Here is a 16,061-nt window from a genome sequence, read left to right as displayed (position 1 = left end):
GACACTAGGGCCATCCGCCCGGCGCAACAAGTCAGCCCCGCCGCAAGGAAAGAAGCACGCCCCCCATGACGAGCACCGAGGCGAGCGCGAAACGCAGTGTCAGAGGTTCATCGACGAGAAGCGCCCCACCCGCCAATGCAATCACCGGAACGCTCAACTGCGCCACGGCGGCGCGCGTGGCGCCGAGTGCAGGCAAGATATGGTACCAAAGCGCGTATCCGAGGCCGGAGGTGATCGCGCCTGACACCGCGGCAAGGATCACCCCCTTGAGCGGCCAGGTCTCAAGACCACCACTCATCAGCAACCAGATCACAGCGACAATTGCCGCGAAGGCGAAGTTGAGCGCCGTGGCCTGAAGCGGATCGCCCGCGCGACGTCCGAAAAGCGAATAGAGGCCCCAGCCGATCCCCGCCACTGCCATCGCAAAGATGTGGGGCCAAGACAGGACCACGCCTCCCACCGGCCACAAGAGCCACGCTAGACCGATTAGGCCAAGCCCCGCCCCGGCCCAGCGCGCCGGGGGAACGTCTTCGCGCGCAACGAGCGCCCCAAGGAACATTGTGGCCTGCACGACCGAGAACAGGATGAGCGCGCCAAAGCCCGGCGCGAGGGCGGCATAGGCGGTGGAAAAACCAAAGATATAGGCAAGAAGCGCCGCAACGGGCCAAACCCTGCGCCACCCGCCGAGTGAGATCTCTTGTCGCCGCAATGCCAGCAGCACGAGGAGCATCACCGCGCCGGACACGAGGCGCAGGACACCGAACGCCTCTGCGCTCATTGCGCCATCAGCGAGCGCAAGGCGATTGAGAACCGAGTTGGCCGCAAAGGCGGCCATGGTCAGGGCGGTCAGGAGAAGCAACTTCATGGGTGGTCCGGGTGAGAATGTCCAAGGCAGACAACCTGCGCGAGGCTGCGGCGCCATGCAACCCGCACAAGCGCCCGACGTGACGCCACCGCAAAGAAAAAGGGCCGCCCGGAGGCGACCCTTTGAGTGTTCCGGATGGAACGGCGTGATTACATCATGCCGCCCATGCCGCCCATGTCGGGCATGCCGCCACCGGCCGGTGCGTCTTTGACCGGCTTGTCGGCAACCATCGCCTCGGTGGTGATCAGCAGGCCAGCAACCGATGCCGCATCTTCCAGAGCGGTACGGGCCACTTTGGCCGGGTCGATCACGCCAAATGCGAACATGTCGCCATATTCTTCGGTCTGCGCGTTGAAGCCGAAGGAGCTTTCTTCCGACTCGCGGATTTTGCCCGCAACAACGGCCCCGTCGACGCCTGCGTTCTCAGCGATCTGGCGCAGCGGCGCTTCGAGCGCACGGCGCACGATGGCGATACCGGCGTTCTGATCGGGGTTCGCACCTTCGAGACCTTCGAGGGTCTTGCCAGCCTGAACGAGGGCAACACCGCCGCCAACGATCACGCCTTCCTGCACGGCTGCGCGGGTCGCGTTCAGAGCATCGTCCACACGGTCCTTACGCTCTTTCACTTCGACTTCGGTCATGCCGCCGACGCGGATCACAGCAACACCGCCTGCCAGTTTGGCAACGCGCTCTTGCAGCTTCTCACGGTCGTAGTCAGAGGTGGTTTCTTCGATCTGGTTGCGGATCTGAGCGACACGCGCTTCGATCTCTGCCTTCTCGCCAGCACCGTCGACGATGGTGGTTTCGTCTTTGGTGATGTTGATGGTCTTGGCCGAGCCGAGCATGTCCATGGTGACATTCTCGAGCTTCATGCCGAGATCTTCCGAGATGACCTGACCGCCAGTGAGGATCGCGATGTCCTGCAGCATGGCTTTGCGGCGATCGCCGAAGCCCGGTGCCTTGACGGCTGCGATCTTGAGGCCGCCGCGCAGCTTGTTGACCACGAGGGTCGCGAGCGCTTCGCCTTCCACGTCCTCAGCGATGATGAGGAGCGGTTTCTGCGACTGGATGACCTGCTCGAGAAGCGGAACCATCGGCTGAAGCGACGAGAGTTTCTTCTCGTGCAGCAGGACGAGGCAGTCGTCGAGCTCTGCAACCATCTTGTCGGTGTTGGTCACGAAGTAGGGCGAAAGGTAGCCGCGGTCGAACTGCATGCCTTCGACGACAACGGTCTCGGTCTCGAGGCCTTTGTTCTCTTCGACGGTGATCACGCCTTCGTTGCCGACTTTCTGCATCGCGTCTGCGATCTGCTGACCGATCTCGGATTCGCCGTTGGCGGAGATGGTGCCGACCTGAGCGACTTCTGCGGAGTCTTTGACTTCGCGCGCCATCTCACGGATGCCTGCGACAACCTTGGCGGTTGCCATGTCGATGCCGCGCTTGAGGTCCATCGGGTTAAGACCCGCTGCAACCTGCTTGAGGCCTTCCTTGACGATGGCCTGAGCCAGAACCGTCGCGGTGGTGGTGCCGTCGCCGGCTTCGTCGTTGGTGCGGCTGGCGACTTCTTTCACCATCTGCGCGCCCATGTTTTCGAACTTGTCCTCAAGCTCGATTTCCTTGGCAACCGAAACACCGTCTTTGGTGATGCGGGGTGCGCCGAAGGATTTGTCGAGAACCACGTTACGGCCTTTCGGGCCGAGGGTGACCTTAACGGCATCTGCGAGAATGTTCACGCCGCGCAGCATTGCATTACGGGCGTCTGTGTCGAACTTTACGTCCTTAGCAGCCATTGTGCTTTACCTCTTTGAATTCTTGGATGGGGTCAGACGATCAGGACAGGATGCCCATGATGTCGGATTCTTTCATCATCAGCAGCTCTTCGCCGTCGACGGAAACTTCGGTGCCCGACCATTTGCCGAACAGAACGCGGTCGCCCGCTTTCACGTCGAGCGCGATGCGGTCGCCGTCGTCGTCACGCAGGCCAGCGCCCACGGCAACGATTTCGCCCTCGGCGGGCTTTTCTTTTGCGCTATCGGGGATGATGAGGCCGCCTGCGGTCTTCTCTTCGCTTTCAACGCGACGAACCAGCACGCGGTCATGCAGAGGTGTAAGTGCCATTGTCTAGGTTTCCCTAACTAAATTTGTCTCCCTGACTCCTCAGCGGAGTCGTTAGCACTCCCTGTCGGCGAGTGCTAACAGCGCATAGTTAGGAGGGCCACAAACCCGAGTCAACCAGATCGCGCGACTTTTTTGAGCGGAATTTGAGGGGCCTTTGGCGGGTAGCGAAAAACCTTGGTTCTCAACAGCTTGCCCTTGGCCTCATTGCTGCGATGCAGCAAGGGCCGCCTGCCCTTCTGGGCCAAGGTCATAGACCCCGATCGCCACTTTCACGAACCAACCCAAATGGTTGTCCCGCATCATCCGCGTTGCCGCCGCAACCTCGGCGCCTTTGGCCACATCCGCGCCCTTGCTCGCCCCGTGTTCGGCCAGATAGGCAGCACAGCGCAGGCTTTCTTGCTTGTAGGCCGTTGTAATCGCGCCTCGCGTGCCGCCCGCGTTGGGATCGCCCCGGCGGCGATCGAACTCTTTCAAGAGCGCACCTTTACGGGGCTTGGATTTGCGCGGCCGAAACTCAACCGGATCGCAATGCGCCTGCACATGCCCATCCTCGAGCCGCACCGACAGAACCCCGATGCCAAGCCGCTTACACAGCCCCACATTGCCCTTAAACATGCGCCATGCCGCCTTACCCGACCAGCGCGGCACCGCGACATAGACCCAATCGCTGATACTCTGGCGCGCGACGGCCTGCTGCAGAAGCTTGAGCGTGAACCCGGTCTTCAACTCGACGATAACCGGATCGTCGTCCCCCCGGCGCGCCATGACATCGACCGCGCCCACCTCGGACTTGACCTCGAACCCCTGCGCCTCGAGCCACGCCTTGATCGGCGCATAGAGGTCGGTTTCGCGCAAGGGGGCCACCGCTTACTCCCGGAAGAATCCGACGAAGCGGTCAATCTCAGCCGCCTCTATCGACCATTCACAGACGAACCGCGCCTCGAGCAACTCGTCAGGGTCTGTGCCTTCAAGAGATCCGGACCAAACATTATAGGCCGCACCTGCATCAAACAGGCGCTGATGAATGGCCCGCGGGAAGGTGCAGAATACGGTGTTCGCCTCGGGCGGGTAAGTGAACGTGACACCCGCGTCGCGCAGGCCCTCGGCGAGACGCGCGCAGTTCGCATTCGCCCGGCGCGCGCTTTCGAGCCAGAGATCATCCTTCAGATAGGCGTTCATCTGGGCCGAGAGATAACGATGCTTGGAAAAGAGATGCGCCCCACGCTTGCGGCGCAGTTCGAATTCCCAGGCCTTCGCCGGATCAAAGAAGATCACCGCCTCGACCCCGACACAGCCATTCTTGGTGCCGCCGAAGCTCACCGCGTCAACACCCGCTTTCCATGTCATCTCGGCAGGGGTGCAACCAAGCGCTACAAGCGCATTGGCAAAACGCGCACCGTCAAGATGTACCGGCAGGCCGAACTCCTTGGCCACACCACACAGCGCGGTCAACTCTTCGACGCTATAGACCGTGCCACGCTCGGTCACCTGCGTGATCGACACCGGGCCGCGTTGGGGGCCATGCACGCCGCGACTTTCCTCTGCCTCGATCGACGCGCGCAAGCTCGCGGGCGTCATCTTGTCGGCATCCCCCACCAGCGTAAGCTTGGCCCCGCCGGTGTAGAATTCCGGCGCGTTGCATTCGTCCTCATGGATATGCGCCACGGGCGCGCAGAACACCGTCTCGAATGGCTGGCACAGCGTCGCCAATGCAAGCGAGTTCGCCGCGGTGCCCGTCGCAACAAGATAGACCGCCGCCTCCGGTGCCTCAAAAATCTCTCGGATCTGTTGGCGCACCTCGTCCATGATCGGATCGGCACCATAAGGAGGCGCATAGCCTTCGTTCGACTTTGCCAGCGCGTCCATGATCGCCGGATGCGCCGGACCCGCATTGTCAGAGGCAAAAAACATCAGGTGATCTCCTCGATAATATGGTCTTCCCACTCGTCTTCGTGCACTTCAAATTCGGACACTGTCCAGCCCTGCACCGAGATCCCCGCGTCATGCACGGATTGCGGCGTGCCGGAGATCAGCGGGTGCCAATCATAGAGCGGCTTGCCCTCCCAGAGCAGCCGATAAGCGCAGGTGCGTGGCATCCAGTAAGCATGGCTTTCGATATTCTTCGGCGACAGGACAATGCATTCCGGCACGAACTGATGGCGGATATCATACTGCGCACAGCGACAGCTCTCGTCATCAAGCAAGCGACACGCCACACGGGTCAGAGCAACCTCGCCCGTATCGCCATCTTCAAGCTTGTTTAGGCAACAGCGCCCGCACCCATCGCAAAGCGCCTCCCATTCCGCGCGGGACATCTTGGAAAGCGGTTTGCGCTCCCAGAAGCGGGGCTTAAATCCGCCGCGTTCGATCGGATCGGGATCGCTCATAGCTTGGCCAGAATCTCGCGGCATTGCTGGCAATCCGCATCAATCTGCGCAACCAGTGCCTCGAGGCTCTCGAATTTCCATTCCGGGCGCAGGAAGTCGATCAGCCCGACAGAAAGCGGCGTGCCGTAGAGATCACCGGAGAAATCGAAAAGGTGGGTTTCGATATTGGCCCGGTTCTTGCCGAACATCGGCCGCACCCCGATGGAGGCCGCCCCCATGTAATTGCCCTTATGCGGCCCGTCGAGCACATCAACGAGCACCGCATAGACGCCGAACTTCGGCGGATGCAGCCCGTCGATGGACATGTTCGCGGTCGGAAAGCCGAGGTCTCGGCCCCGCTGCGCGCCGCCGATCACCGGCCCGTCGATCCGGTGCCAGTGACCGAGCATCGCCGCCGCATCGCGCGGCCGCCCGTCGCTCAGTGCTTTGCGGATCGCGGTCGAGGACACCTGCCCCCCCTCCCCCTTGAGGAGCGGTGCGATACTGACCCCAAAACCAAGGCGCTTGCCCAAGGTCACGAGATCCTCCGCCGATCCTGCCCGGCCCTTGCCGAAACAGAAATCCGCACCGACGACGACATGTTTAAGGCCAAGCCCTTCATGGATCACATCGCGGGCGAATTCCTCGGGTGTGAGCGACGAGAGCGTCGCGTTGAACGGCAGCTCATAGAGGCGCTCAACACCGATCTTTTCAAGGCGGTGGGCGCGCGTCTCGGCGCTGGTCAGGCGAAACGGCGGGGCGTCGGGCGCAAAAAACTCGCGCGGATGCGGTTCGAAGGTCATGACACCAAGCGGTGCCCCCTGTCCGGCGTCGCGCGCCAGATCGATCACCGAGCGATGCCCGAGATGCACACCGTCGAAATTCCCGATCGCCGCACTGGCGCCCCGGTCTTCCTCGGCTACGAATTGATAATCCCGAATGATCCGCATGCAGCGGAGGTAGCCCGTTGCTTCGGACTGTGCAAGAGGGGCGCGACGGCAGTGCAGTCGCCAGCCCACAAAAAAGGCCGCCCCTTGGGACGGCCCTTTGCATGACTGCGGCGCTGGATCAGTCGAACTTGCGCGACGGCGCCAGCACGGTGGCCTCGCCAATAAGAACCTTCTTGCCATCAACGGAGCAGTGGCAATCAAGCTTCACGCGGCGCTTGGCGTGTTCGATGTCGATGACCTTGACCTCGGCATAGACCGTGTCACCAGGGCGCACAGGTGCGAGGAATTTGAGCGTCTGCCCCATATAGACCGTACCGTGGCCCGGAAGCTGTTCGCCGATCACCGCCGAGATGAGACCTGCCGTCAGCATCCCATGCGCAATGCGGCCCTCAAAGATCGTGTCGTTGGCATAGTCATCGTCAAGGTGCACGGGGTTCCTGTCGGTCGAGACCTGCGCGAACATCTCGATATCTTCGTCGGTCACGACCTTCTGAAGGTAACGGGACATGCCCATCTCGATGTCTTCGATGCAGATCGTTCCGCGTGGCAGGTTATCCAACATTCCGCCCTCCGGCTTTGGTTGTTCGTGTAATTTTCAAGCAGCCGCAGGCCGCGTTTCGCAACTTTATTACTTTGCAAACGCAGAAAATCAACCCCCAATCGTCTAGCGGAGCTGTCCGATACTAAAGTTCGGAGCGACTTTTTCCTTTTCAAGATAAGCCTCTAGCGCGTCTTTGTTGGGTTGGTGGGCGGTTTGGGTGTCTTCGGCGGCGAGGCCGCCGGTGATGAAAAGCGAATCGATATCTTCGCCCATGGCGCCGCGGATGTCGGTTTGGGCGCCGTCGCCGATGGCGAGGATCGAGGCCGCGGGAATATCCTTGCCGAGCGCGGCCAACCGGCGGCGGGCGAGGTCATAGATCGGCGGGTGCGGCTTGCCGAAATAGAGGCTTTCGCCGCCCATCTCGGTATAAAGACGCGCCAGCGCCCCGGCGCACCACTCGCGCACCTCTCCCCGATCCACGACGATATCGGGATTGGCACAAAGGAGCTTCAACCCCTTGGTCTTGGCATAAAGGAAATCGGGCCGGTTCACCGCCGGATCGGCCATCGGATCGAACGGCCCGCAACAGACGATCCCCTCTGCCTCGGCCAGCGGAACGCGGGTGATCTCGACAGGGTTGTCAATGACTTCAAGGGGTTGGAAGAACTCCTCATCCCGTTCCCATTCACCCATGAAATAGACTTTCTCGCCCACGGCGCCGGTAAACATCGCGGCGCGGGCCGAATCCCCAGAGGTCGCGATCGTATCATAGGCGTCATCGGGCACGCCGAATTTGGCCATCTGCACCGCCACCCCAGCGCGGGGTTTGGGCGAGTTGGTCACAAGCACCACGATGCCACCCTTGCGGCGATAGGCCTGCAACGCGGCCACCGCCTCGGGATAGGCCGTGACCCCATTGTGCACACAGCCCCAGAGGTCCACGAAAAGCGCCTCGTAGCGGTCGGAAACGTCGGAAAGGGCAGAGATGATCTCGGTCATGGGAGGGTCCTGTTGGCCTGTCGCTGGTGGCGCAAGGTATGACAAAGCGGGCGCAGCGATACCAGTGAAAACCGGGGTCTGTATCGCGTCGGTATCACGTCGGTATTGCGTCAGTGCTGCACTGCGGCGGCGCAACGTCGCGCTGGACAGGGGCACAGCGACCATGAAACCGTGCCGAAGGGGAGGACAACACCATGGAACAGCACCTATTTCTTGGCGAGGAGCACAGCCTTCTGCGCGACCAGATCCGCCGCTTTGTGACCGAGCGGGTCAAACCCGTGGCAGACGCCTGGGAAGAAGACGGCATGGTCCCGCGCGCCATCCTGCGCGAGATGGGCGACCTCGGCTTTTTCGGCATCCGCTATCCGGCCGACTATGGCGGCAGCGAGATGGACACACGCGCCACCGCCGTGCTTGCCGAAGAACTTGGCCGCTCGACCTATTCGGGCTTTGCCATCACGGCGCTGGTGCACACGGATATGGCCTCGGTCCACCTCTACAACGCGGGCAGCGAGGCACAGCGCGCCGCCCATATGCCGGACGTGATCGCCGGCAAGAAGATCGTCGCCGTCGGCGTGACCGAACCCGGCGCAGGATCTGACGTCAAAGGCATCCGTAGCTTTGCCCGCCGCGAAGGGGATCACTACGTCCTCAACGGCTCCAAGATGTTCATCACCAACGGGGTGCATGCCGATCTCTACTGTGTCGCCGCCAAGACCGACCGCGACGGCCCGGCGAGCCAGTCAGTGACCATGTTTCTGCTTGAGAAGGGCATGGACGGCTTCACCGTGAGCCGTGCGCTCGACAAACATGGTTGGCGTTCGTCTGATACGGCAGAACTCAGCTTTCAAGACGTGCGCGTTCCGGTCGAAAACGTCCTCGGTGAGGAAGGGCGCGGCTTTTACGCCATCATGCAGAACTTTCAGAACGAGCGCATCGTCATCGCCGCCATGGCCGTGGGCGAGGCGCAGGCGGCCATCGACCTGACCCTCGACTATGTGAAAGAGCGCAAAGCCTTCGGCGCACCGCTGTGGGAGAAACAGGCGATCCGGCAGCGCATGGCGATGCTCGCGGCACGGGTCTCGGCGGCGCGGGCCTTCGTCTACCAAGTCGCGGCGCGCGATGCCAATGGCGAGGACGTGGTGCGCGAGGTCTCGATGCTCAAGGCGCTCTGCGGTGAGTTGGTCAATGACGTCATGTATGACTGCCTGCAATTCCACGGCGGCGCGGGCTACCTGCGCGGCATGGCCATCGAACGCATGGCCCGCGATGCGCGCGTGCAGGCAATTGGCGGCGGCGCGACCGAGGTCATGCTCGAGGAAGTGGCGAAACGGATCTAGGGCAATGGCTAGCCGCTTTGCCTATTGAAGAATGTCAGGATATGAAGGTTTGCCCACACATCTGTTTTCTCGCGTTCCCTTTGCATGCAATTGATTGAAAGTTCGATTATCGGCCTGCGATCTGCCCGGCATCGTATGGCCAGCGGCTCAAAACGCCCTGTCGTGACCCTATTTCCGATGGTTCATATCGGCGAACCTGACTTCTATGAAACGGTTTACGCGCAGGCCTGCAAAGCAGATGTGGTTTTGACAGAAGGCATTCAGTCTCCGATGGTTCGACGTTTGACGCGTTCTTATCGATGGATCGATCTGGAAAATCTGGGGCTCGTCCTGCAGCCAAGGTTTCCCACTCCCCCGCCAGGATGTCGGGTGTTGAATGCAGATTTAAGCGGGGATGAGTTTGAGGCCGCTTGGAGAGACTTGCCCCTCTGGCTTCGGTTTGCGGCGCCTCAGAGGTCAGCATTTGTGGGGCTGAGGCACCGTCTAAGGCTTAGTCGACAGTCGTTGGTGAGCGGGGTCTCATCTTTGAACGACAAGGCAAGCCGGGCCAGCGCCTTCGAATGGGGCACGCCCGGCTATGATCTGGCCGGACCTATTCGACGGCTACGCGATGACCGGCTTTGCAGTCTTCTGCTTGGATTGCTTGAAGAAAATCACGACCGGGAAATGTCGATCTCGGTGGTTTATGGCGCGTCCCATATGCCCGCCGTTTTGCGCCTATTGCGCACCTATGGTGAATACCGCCCTGCGGGGAGTGAATGGCTCACGGCGATTTCTCTCTGAAAGAAAAAGGGCGCCGTGAGGGGCGCCCTTTTTGATTACCTATCTCAGAAGCGATCAGACCTTGAGGTTCGGGATGATCTGTTTCTTACGCGACATGATGCCGGGGAGGACGACGCTGTCGCCGTCGACAGTGGCACCAAAGCTCTTCTCGGCGACGCCTTTGACGAGGTCGTTCGGCACGAAGAGGGTCGCTTCTTCGTTGAGAATGTCGACGACGAAGAGCAGGACTTCATCCACACCGTCTTCTTTCGCGACATCGGCAAAGGAAGTCATCAGGCTCGCTTTGCGGTCAAGGACGAGTTTCGGCGCGGTGGTCTCAAGCACGGAGACGCGGAACTTGGTGCCGTCGACTTCGTATTCTTTCGAGTCCATGCGGATCAGTTCGGCATCCGAGAAGGCCGAGATGTCGGATTTGGCTTCGAAAAGCTCGGAGGCATATTGGCCAAGGTCGATGTTCAGTTCCGAGGCGAGCTTTTCGGCCAGCGCCTTGTCCACGTCTGTCGTGGTCGGCGAACGGAACTCAAGCGTGTCGGAGAGGATGCAGGAGAGCATCGCGCCCTTGATATTGTCGGGCATCTTGTCGGCATCGTCGCCCATCAGATCATACATGATCGTCGCGGTGCAGGCGAGCGGACGGATGGTGATGTCGATCGGGCCCTTGGTTTCAAGGCCACCGACGAGCTTGTGGTGGTCGATGATGGCGGTGATATCAGCGTCGTTGATCGCCTCGGGAAGCTCGGCGGGGTTGTTGGTGTCGACGATGACGACCGGGGTATCGGCGGCGACCTCGCTGATGATCTCGGGCTTTTCAAAGCCCCATTTCTCGATCACGAAGGCGGCTTCGGTGTTCGGCTCGCCAAGCAGGACGGGCTTGGCAGCGACGCCTTTGATTTCGTTCAGATACCACGCCCAGATGATGGGCGAGCCGGTGGAATCGGTATCGGGCGACTTGTGGCCGAAAACGAGGGTGGTCATGAGCAATAGTCCTTCATCGAACGGGGAGAATTTGCGCGCGTTATAGGGGCGACGGGGCGTCTTGTCACGCCCCGCTTGGCCGGATCAGGAGGGAAGGACAAAAAGCCCCGCCCCTGATGCCGCATTGCAGCAATGATGGCGATCAGGTGACGCTCAGGCGGGGGCTTTGGCCATCGTCTTGCGGATTTCGGCGGCGACCTCTGCGGCATGGGTGATCGGCCCCATATGCCCCGCGGCGGCAAGTGTCGCGCGCCGCGCATTGGGAATACGGGCGGCAAGACCGTCCTGCACCGTTTTCATCAGGGCCGGCGATTGTCCTCCGTCCATCAACACGCAGGGCGCGGTGATCTGGCCAAGACGCGGGATCAGGTTGGTGTTGTCATCGGCCAACGCAGGCTGGCTCGCCCCGATAAAGGGAATGAGCCGCGTCGCGGTTTTCTGAAGCTCCTCGGGCAAAGCGTCCCAAGGCCGCCCATCGCCCCAGACCCGCAGGAAGATTCGCGCGCCCATTGCCGGGTCGCCCGCCTCGATATGGGCGTTGATCTCGTCCATGTGAGCACAGTTCCATTGATGAAGCTCTGGCGCATCCTCCCGCGCCACGGCCATCAAGACCGGCTCGAAGAGCGACAGGCTGCGCACCATTTCAGGTTTCTCGAGCGCGATCAGCAGCGACAGCACGCCGCCAAAGCTATGCCCGATCAGGTCCACCGGCTCGGTGACAAGCGGCAAGAGCGCCTTCAACGTTTCTTCGGTCAGATCGCCATGCCCGCCCCAAACCGGGCTTTTGCCATGGCCCGGCAGATCAAGCGCGGTGATGGTCAGATCGTCCTCAAGCTGTTGAGCGACGCCGCGCCACGCCCCGGAATGGGCCAGCGAGCAATGCAGGGCGATCGCCTTGCGCGGGCCAGTTCCGTAGGTCCGCGCATGAAGCGCAAGCGGCGCTTCCATCGTGCTGGCCGTCATGTCTCAGAGCTCCCCGGCGAGATGCAGGTCGAGATGGGCAAGGCGATCCTGCCCGAAGAAGCGCGCGCCATCGTCCGTGATATAGAAAGGCGAGCCAAACGCACCGGCCTCGACCGCCTCCTCAAGATTGCGGGGATAGGTTTCCGCGCCAAGCAGCAAGCCACTGTCAGCGAGGCTCGGGTCGAACCCTGTCTCCTCGAGACAGGCCTGGATCACACTGTCTTCGGCAATGTCCTTCTCATCGGCCCAGCAGGCCCGCAAGAGCGCCTGCACAAGCGCGCCGGTATCGCCGCCTGCCTTCTGCGCCGCGATGATCGCGTAGGACGAGGGCGCGGCATTGGTCGGCCAATGCGCGGGTTTGAGATTGAACGGCAGGTCGGCCACCTTGGCCTGACGCAGGAGGTCCTGCGCGCGATAGTCCATGCGCGCGGGATGTCTATCGGCTGGGGCGGTGCCGCCGGTCCGCGCAAAAAGCGCGATCACATCCAGAGGCTTGTAGGTGATCTCGGCGCCGTGACGTGCGGCGATCGCCTCGAGACGGTCGCCCGCAAGGTAGGCATAGGGCGAAATCGTCGAAAAATAGTAGTCTATATGTGTCATTTGTTCCCTTCGCGCGCGCGGCATGTCTTTGCCAGAGGGTATGCCCATGTTAAGCGGTGTGCAATGTCACGAATCTGTCACCGCAGGGAATGCGACGCGGCGACAATACGCCCTGGGGACCACATATATGGCACACATTCTCGAACCCAAGCTCATCACAGGCACGTCGAATAAGCCGCTCGCCAACGCGATCTGCCGCCGCATGTCCATGCATCGCGGCAAGACCCTCGGCCTTGTCGATGCCCGCGTCGAACGGTTCAACGATCAGGAAATCTTTGTCGAAGTGTTCGAGAACGTGCGCGGCGAGGACATGTTCATCGTCCAATCGACATCGCGCCCGGCCAATGACAACCTGATGGAGCTTCTGATCATGGCCGACGCGCTGCGCCGGTCCTCGGCCAAGCGCATCACCGCCGTGATCCCCTATTTCGGCTATGCCCGCCAAGATCGCCGCGCCAAGGCCCGGACACCGATTTCGGCCAAGCTCGTCGCCAACATGCTCGTCGAGGCAGGCATCGAACGGGTTCTGACGATGGACCTGCACGCGGCCCAGATTCAGGGCTTCTTTGATATTCCCGTGGACAACCTCTATGCCTCGCCGATCTTCGCGCTCGACATCATGGCACAGTTCCCCGGCGATGCGCTCAACGATGTGATGGTGGTGTCGCCCGATGTCGGCGGCGTGGCCCGTGCCCGCGAGCTTGCCAAGCGGATCAACGCCCCGCTCTCGATCGTGGACAAGCGCCGCGAAAAGCCCGGCGAAGTCGCCGAGATGACGGTGATCGGCAACGTTGAAGGCAAGAAATGCCTGATTGTGGACGACATGTGCGACACGGCGGGCACCCTCTGCAAGGCAGCAGAAGTGCTGCTCGAGCATGGTGCGACCGAGGTCCATTCCTACATCACCCACGGCGTCATGTCCGGCCCGGCGGTTGAGCGGATCACCAATTCGGTGATGAAATCGCTGGTTATCACGGATTCGATCGAACCCACCGAGGCCGTGAAATCCGCCGAGAATATCCGCATCCTGCCGACCGCGCCGCTTTTTGCGCAAGCGATCCTCAATATCTGGAACGGCACCAGTGTCTCGTCGCTGTTTGAGACCGAGACGCTTGAACCCGCCTACGAAGGTCTGTTCAAGACGCGCTAAGCGTGGCCAGAGCCAAGAATGACAAGGGCGCCCGTTGTGGCGCCCTTTTTTGTCCTATTCGATCTGCCAATCATCGGCGTGGTGCAATTCACCAATCGCGAACCAACTCATCCGAACCCGCGCGATCCGCGTGTCGCCCCATGTGCGAAACACAAGGTCAAATCCGGTTGCGCTGATATGCTCTGCCTTGACCTCGGCGCGGGTATTATGCGCGCTATCCATATCCGAAAGCGAAAGGCCGACCTGTACGGAGGGCGGTTGGCGGAACGGTTCAGAGAAAGTTACGGTCTTGCGGCGCTCGCGGGGGCCGGTGCCAGTCCACATGTCACCGCCGTCTTCAAAATCCGAAAAGAGGGGCACGTCACCTTGCGCCACCCCGATAAGATGATTTCTTAGTCGCTTCATTTCATCTTCCAGTAGTCACATTGACCTAACGGAATTCACAGGGCCTTGGCAATTGGAAATAGGCCGATTGACGTCAGATCAGGCCGCCAACACCGTCGTTGAATAAGAAAAGGCCCCTTCCGCGCGGGAAGGGGCCTTGTTCCGGTCCTGTCGGTCCGTTGGATCAATCCATGGAGTCGAGCAGGTGAACCATGTCGGCGACGAATTTCTCCGCCGCGTCCTTGTCTTCCGCATCGGCGTTCTCGGCTGCGGCGCGGGCTGCAGAGAGAACATCCTCAAGATCGGCCTTGGTCACGTCGGCACCCACATGGGCGTGCTCGGCGATCACCGAAATCGAATCCGCCGAAATCTCGGCGAAACCGCGGGTGACGACAAAGTCTTTTTCGCCGTCAGACGATTGAACCTTCACCACGCCGGGGCGCAGCGAGGTCAGCGTCGCCGCATGCCCCGGCATGGCGGTCATGTCGCCATCTGCGCCGGGGATTTGCACGGCGGTCACCTGAAGCGAAGCGAGGCTCCGCTCAGGGCTGACCAGGTCAAATTGCATCGTGTTTGCCATTTCGGGCCTCCTTAGGCCGCTTCAGCAGCCATCTTCTCGGCTTTGGCGATCACTTCCTCGATGCCGCCCACCATGTAGAAGGCACCTTCCGGCAGGTGGTCGTATTCACCAGCGACAACCGCTTTGAACGAAGAGATGGTGTCTTCGATCGGAACCTGCACACCGTCCGAGCCAGTGAACACTTTCGCAACGTCGAACGGCTGCGAGAGGAAACGCTGGATCTTACGGGCACGGGCCACGGTAAGTTTGTCTTCTTCCGAGAGTTCGTCCATGCCGAGAATGGCGATGATGTCCTGAAGCGACTTGTAGCGCTGAAGGATGTTCTGAACGTCGCGGGCCACCTGATAGTGCTCCTCGCCCACGATCTGCGGGTCGAGAATACGCGAGGACGAGTCGAGCGGGTCAACGGCCGGGTAGATACCAAGCTCGGAGATCGCACGGTTGAGAACCGTCGTTGCGTCGAGGTGGGCGAAGGTCGTGGCCGGTGCGGGGTCGGTAAGGTCGTCCGCGGGAACGTACACGGCCTGGATCGAGGTGATCGAGCCTGCTTTGGTCGAGGTAATGCGTTCCTGCATCGCGCCCATGTCGGTGGCCAGCGTCGGCTGGTAACCCACAGCAGAGGGGATACGGCCGAGAAGTGCGGACACCTCGGAACCGGCCTGCGTGAAGCGGAAGATGTTGTCGACGAAGAACAGAACGTCGGTCCCGGACTGGTCACGGAACTGTTCTGCGAGGGTCAGACCGGTCAGAGCGACGCGTGCACGTGCCCCCGGAGGCTCGTTCATCTGACCGTAGACCAGAGCAACCTGCGATTCTTCGAGGTTGTCGGGCTTGATCACGTCAGATTCGATCATTTCCCAGTAGAGGTCGTTACCTTCACGGGTCCGCTCACCCACACCTGCGAACACCGAGAAACCCGAGTGCACTTTTGCGATGTTGTTGATGAGTTCCATGATGAGAACGGTTTTACCCACGCCGGCGCCGCCGAAGAGGCCGATCTTACCACCTTTGGAATAAGGTGCGAGAAGGTCGATAACCTTGATGCCGGTCACGAGGATCTCGGTCTCGGTCGCCTGTTCGTCGAATTCCGGGGCCGGCTGGTGAATGGCGCGTGTTTCTTTCGCGTTCACCGGGCCTTTTTCGTCGACGGGCTCGCCAACGACGTTGAGGATACGACCGAGGGTCGCGTTACCAACCGGCACCGAGATCGGTGCGCCGGTGTCCTCGACTGCCGCGCCACGGACGAGACCTTCGGTCGCGTCCATCGCGATGCAGCGAACGGTGTTTTCGCCGAGGTGCTGGGACACTTCCAGAACCAGTTTCTTACCATTGTTTTCGGTGTTCAGTGCGTTCAGGATTTCCGGGAGGGCATCCTCGAACTGCACGTCCACAACGGCGCCGATGATCTGGGTCACCTTGCCTTTTGCGTTTGCCATGTTTCGTCTCC

At 61.1% G+C, this 16,061-nt stretch carries 18 protein-coding genes; 3 read left to right on the top strand and 15 right to left on the bottom strand.

What is annotated here, in order from left to right; genetic code table 11:
* Positions 1 to 31: 31 nt before the first annotated feature.
* The 9 genes from R1W01_RS13825 to R1W01_RS13785 form a co-directional block, all read right to left on the bottom strand.
* The gene (locus tag R1W01_RS13825; protein ID WP_297755909.1) at positions 32 to 865 is read right to left on the bottom strand and encodes a DMT family transporter; all 834 of its coding nucleotides are present in this window, start codon (positions 863 to 865) and stop codon (positions 32 to 34) included.
* Between the two features lie 149 nt (positions 866 to 1,014).
* On the bottom strand, positions 1,015 to 2,655 hold the full coding sequence (gene groL / locus R1W01_RS13820) for a chaperonin GroEL (protein ID WP_243613957.1): 1,641 nt from the start codon (positions 2,653 to 2,655) through the stop codon (positions 1,015 to 1,017).
* A gap of 40 nt (positions 2,656 to 2,695) precedes the next feature.
* Positions 2,696 to 2,983, bottom strand: a complete 288-nt coding sequence (locus R1W01_RS13815) for a co-chaperone GroES (protein ID WP_297755908.1) — start codon at positions 2,981 to 2,983, stop codon at positions 2,696 to 2,698.
* A 201-nt stretch (positions 2,984 to 3,184) separates the two neighbouring features.
* Entirely contained in the window at positions 3,185 to 3,838 is a 654-nt protein-coding gene (locus R1W01_RS13810) for a DUF2161 domain-containing phosphodiesterase (protein WP_297755986.1), read from the bottom strand.
* A 12-nt stretch (positions 3,839 to 3,850) separates the two neighbouring features.
* On the bottom strand, positions 3,851 to 4,894 hold the full coding sequence (locus R1W01_RS13805) for a threonine aldolase family protein (protein WP_297755906.1): 1,044 nt from the start codon (positions 4,892 to 4,894) through the stop codon (positions 3,851 to 3,853).
* The gene (locus R1W01_RS13800; protein ID WP_297755904.1) at positions 4,894 to 5,370 is read right to left on the bottom strand and encodes a YcgN family cysteine cluster protein; all 477 of its coding nucleotides are present in this window, start codon (positions 5,368 to 5,370) and stop codon (positions 4,894 to 4,896) included. Before R1W01_RS13800 ends, R1W01_RS13805 begins: the two co-directional genes overlap by 1 nt.
* Positions 5,367 to 6,299 (bottom strand): bifunctional riboflavin kinase/FAD synthetase, encoded by a 933-nt coding sequence (locus R1W01_RS13795; RefSeq protein WP_297755902.1) that lies wholly within the window; start codon positions 6,297 to 6,299, stop codon positions 5,367 to 5,369. The genes R1W01_RS13800 and R1W01_RS13795 overlap by 4 nt, the downstream gene beginning before the upstream one ends.
* A 118-nt stretch (positions 6,300 to 6,417) precedes the next feature.
* On the bottom strand, positions 6,418 to 6,861 hold the full coding sequence (locus R1W01_RS13790; RefSeq protein WP_243613962.1) for a MaoC family dehydratase: 444 nt from the start codon (positions 6,859 to 6,861) through the stop codon (positions 6,418 to 6,420).
* 102 nt (positions 6,862 to 6,963) lie between these two features.
* Complete coding sequence (locus R1W01_RS13785) at positions 6,964 to 7,839, bottom strand: TIGR01459 family HAD-type hydrolase (protein WP_297755899.1); 876 nt, start codon at positions 7,837 to 7,839, stop codon at positions 6,964 to 6,966.
* A gap of 194 nt (positions 7,840 to 8,033) precedes the next feature.
* On the opposite strand from R1W01_RS13785, the gene R1W01_RS13780 reads away from it, so the two are divergent.
* Positions 8,034 to 9,179 carry an acyl-CoA dehydrogenase family protein gene (locus R1W01_RS13780; protein ID WP_243613964.1) on the top strand — a complete coding sequence of 382 codons (1,146 nt, stop codon included), beginning with the start codon at positions 8,034 to 8,036 and terminating at the stop codon, positions 9,177 to 9,179.
* A 525-nt stretch (positions 9,180 to 9,704) separates the two neighbouring features.
* Positions 9,705 to 9,962 (top strand): hypothetical protein, encoded by a 258-nt coding sequence (locus R1W01_RS13775; protein ID WP_317275284.1) that lies wholly within the window; start codon positions 9,705 to 9,707, stop codon positions 9,960 to 9,962.
* 54 nt (positions 9,963 to 10,016) lie between these two features.
* On the opposite strand, the gene R1W01_RS13770 is transcribed toward R1W01_RS13775, so the two are convergent.
* The 3 genes from R1W01_RS13770 to R1W01_RS13760 all read right to left on the bottom strand — a co-directional run bounded on the left by R1W01_RS13770 (position 10,017) and on the right by R1W01_RS13760 (position 12,500).
* Positions 10,017 to 10,937 carry a manganese-dependent inorganic pyrophosphatase gene (locus R1W01_RS13770; protein ID WP_297755897.1) on the bottom strand — a complete coding sequence of 307 codons (921 nt, stop codon included), beginning with the start codon at positions 10,935 to 10,937 and terminating at the stop codon, positions 10,017 to 10,019.
* Between the two features lie 153 nt (positions 10,938 to 11,090).
* Positions 11,091 to 11,900, bottom strand: a complete 810-nt coding sequence (locus tag R1W01_RS13765) for an alpha/beta fold hydrolase (protein WP_297755896.1) — start codon at positions 11,898 to 11,900, stop codon at positions 11,091 to 11,093.
* A gap of 3 nt (positions 11,901 to 11,903) precedes the next feature.
* Positions 11,904 to 12,500, bottom strand: coding sequence for a 2-hydroxychromene-2-carboxylate isomerase (locus tag R1W01_RS13760; RefSeq protein WP_297755895.1), 597 nt, complete (start codon positions 12,498 to 12,500; stop codon positions 11,904 to 11,906).
* A gap of 127 nt (positions 12,501 to 12,627) precedes the next feature.
* On the opposite strand from R1W01_RS13760, the gene R1W01_RS13755 reads away from it, so the two are divergent.
* Positions 12,628 to 13,650, top strand: a complete 1,023-nt coding sequence (locus R1W01_RS13755) for a ribose-phosphate pyrophosphokinase (RefSeq protein WP_243613969.1) — start codon at positions 12,628 to 12,630, stop codon at positions 13,648 to 13,650.
* A 54-nt stretch (positions 13,651 to 13,704) separates the two neighbouring features.
* Here the strand turns inward: R1W01_RS13755 and R1W01_RS13750 are convergent, their stop codons facing one another.
* The 3 genes from R1W01_RS13750 to atpD all read right to left on the bottom strand — a co-directional run bounded on the left by R1W01_RS13750 (position 13,705) and on the right by atpD (position 16,050).
* Positions 13,705 to 14,055, bottom strand: a complete 351-nt coding sequence (locus R1W01_RS13750; protein WP_243613970.1) for an H-type lectin domain-containing protein — start codon at positions 14,053 to 14,055, stop codon at positions 13,705 to 13,707.
* Between the two features lie 163 nt (positions 14,056 to 14,218).
* Positions 14,219 to 14,614 carry a F0F1 ATP synthase subunit epsilon gene (locus R1W01_RS13745; RefSeq protein WP_297755894.1) on the bottom strand — a complete coding sequence of 132 codons (396 nt, stop codon included), beginning with the start codon at positions 14,612 to 14,614 and terminating at the stop codon, positions 14,219 to 14,221.
* Positions 14,615 to 14,625: 11 nt separating this feature from the next.
* Positions 14,626 to 16,050, bottom strand: a complete 1,425-nt coding sequence (atpD, locus tag R1W01_RS13740) for a F0F1 ATP synthase subunit beta (RefSeq protein ID WP_243613972.1) — start codon at positions 16,048 to 16,050, stop codon at positions 14,626 to 14,628.
* Positions 16,051 to 16,061 lie beyond the last annotated feature (11 nt).

Origin of the sequence: Shimia sp. FJ5, assembly GCF_032918335.1 — a bacterium.
GTDB classification, from domain to species: domain Bacteria; phylum Pseudomonadota; class Alphaproteobacteria; order Rhodobacterales; family Rhodobacteraceae; genus Shimia; species Shimia aestuarii_A.
The sequence above is the reverse complement of the archived record's forward strand: the minus strand, read 5'-3'. Positions and strand labels throughout refer to the sequence as shown.

Bases quoted from the DNA above. Each gene is read 5' to 3' on its own strand.
- R1W01_RS13825 (WP_297755909.1), bottom strand. From the start codon at position 865: ATGAAGTTGCTTCTCCTGACCGCCCTGACCATGGCCGCCTTTGCGGCC.
- groL (WP_243613957.1), bottom strand. From the start codon at position 2,655: ATGGCTGCTAAGGACGTAAAGTTCGACACAGACGCCCGTAATGCAATG.
- R1W01_RS13815 (WP_297755908.1), bottom strand. From the start codon at position 2,983: ATGGCACTTACACCTCTGCATGACCGCGTGCTGGTTCGTCGCGTTGAA.
- R1W01_RS13805 (WP_297755906.1), bottom strand. From the start codon at position 4,894: ATGTTTTTTGCCTCTGACAATGCGGGTCCGGCGCATCCGGCGATCATG.
- R1W01_RS13800 (WP_297755904.1), bottom strand. From the start codon at position 5,370: ATGAGCGATCCCGATCCGATCGAACGCGGCGGATTTAAGCCCCGCTTC.
- R1W01_RS13795 (WP_297755902.1), bottom strand. From the start codon at position 6,299: ATGCGGATCATTCGGGATTATCAATTCGTAGCCGAGGAAGACCGGGGC.
- R1W01_RS13790 (WP_243613962.1), bottom strand. From the start codon at position 6,861: ATGTTGGATAACCTGCCACGCGGAACGATCTGCATCGAAGACATCGAG.
- R1W01_RS13785 (WP_297755899.1), bottom strand. From the start codon at position 7,839: ATGACCGAGATCATCTCTGCCCTTTCCGACGTTTCCGACCGCTACGAG.
- R1W01_RS13780 (WP_243613964.1), top strand. From the start codon at position 8,034: ATGGAACAGCACCTATTTCTTGGCGAGGAGCACAGCCTTCTGCGCGAC.
- R1W01_RS13770 (WP_297755897.1), bottom strand. From the start codon at position 10,937: ATGACCACCCTCGTTTTCGGCCACAAGTCGCCCGATACCGATTCCACC.
- R1W01_RS13765 (WP_297755896.1), bottom strand. From the start codon at position 11,900: ATGACGGCCAGCACGATGGAAGCGCCGCTTGCGCTTCATGCGCGGACC.
- R1W01_RS13760 (WP_297755895.1), bottom strand. From the start codon at position 12,500: ATGACACATATAGACTACTATTTTTCGACGATTTCGCCCTATGCCTAC.
- R1W01_RS13755 (WP_243613969.1), top strand. From the start codon at position 12,628: ATGGCACACATTCTCGAACCCAAGCTCATCACAGGCACGTCGAATAAG.
- R1W01_RS13750 (WP_243613970.1), bottom strand. From the start codon at position 14,055: ATGAAGCGACTAAGAAATCATCTTATCGGGGTGGCGCAAGGTGACGTG.
- R1W01_RS13745 (WP_297755894.1), bottom strand. From the start codon at position 14,614: ATGGCAAACACGATGCAATTTGACCTGGTCAGCCCTGAGCGGAGCCTC.
- atpD (WP_243613972.1), bottom strand. From the start codon at position 16,050: ATGGCAAACGCAAAAGGCAAGGTGACCCAGATCATCGGCGCCGTTGTG.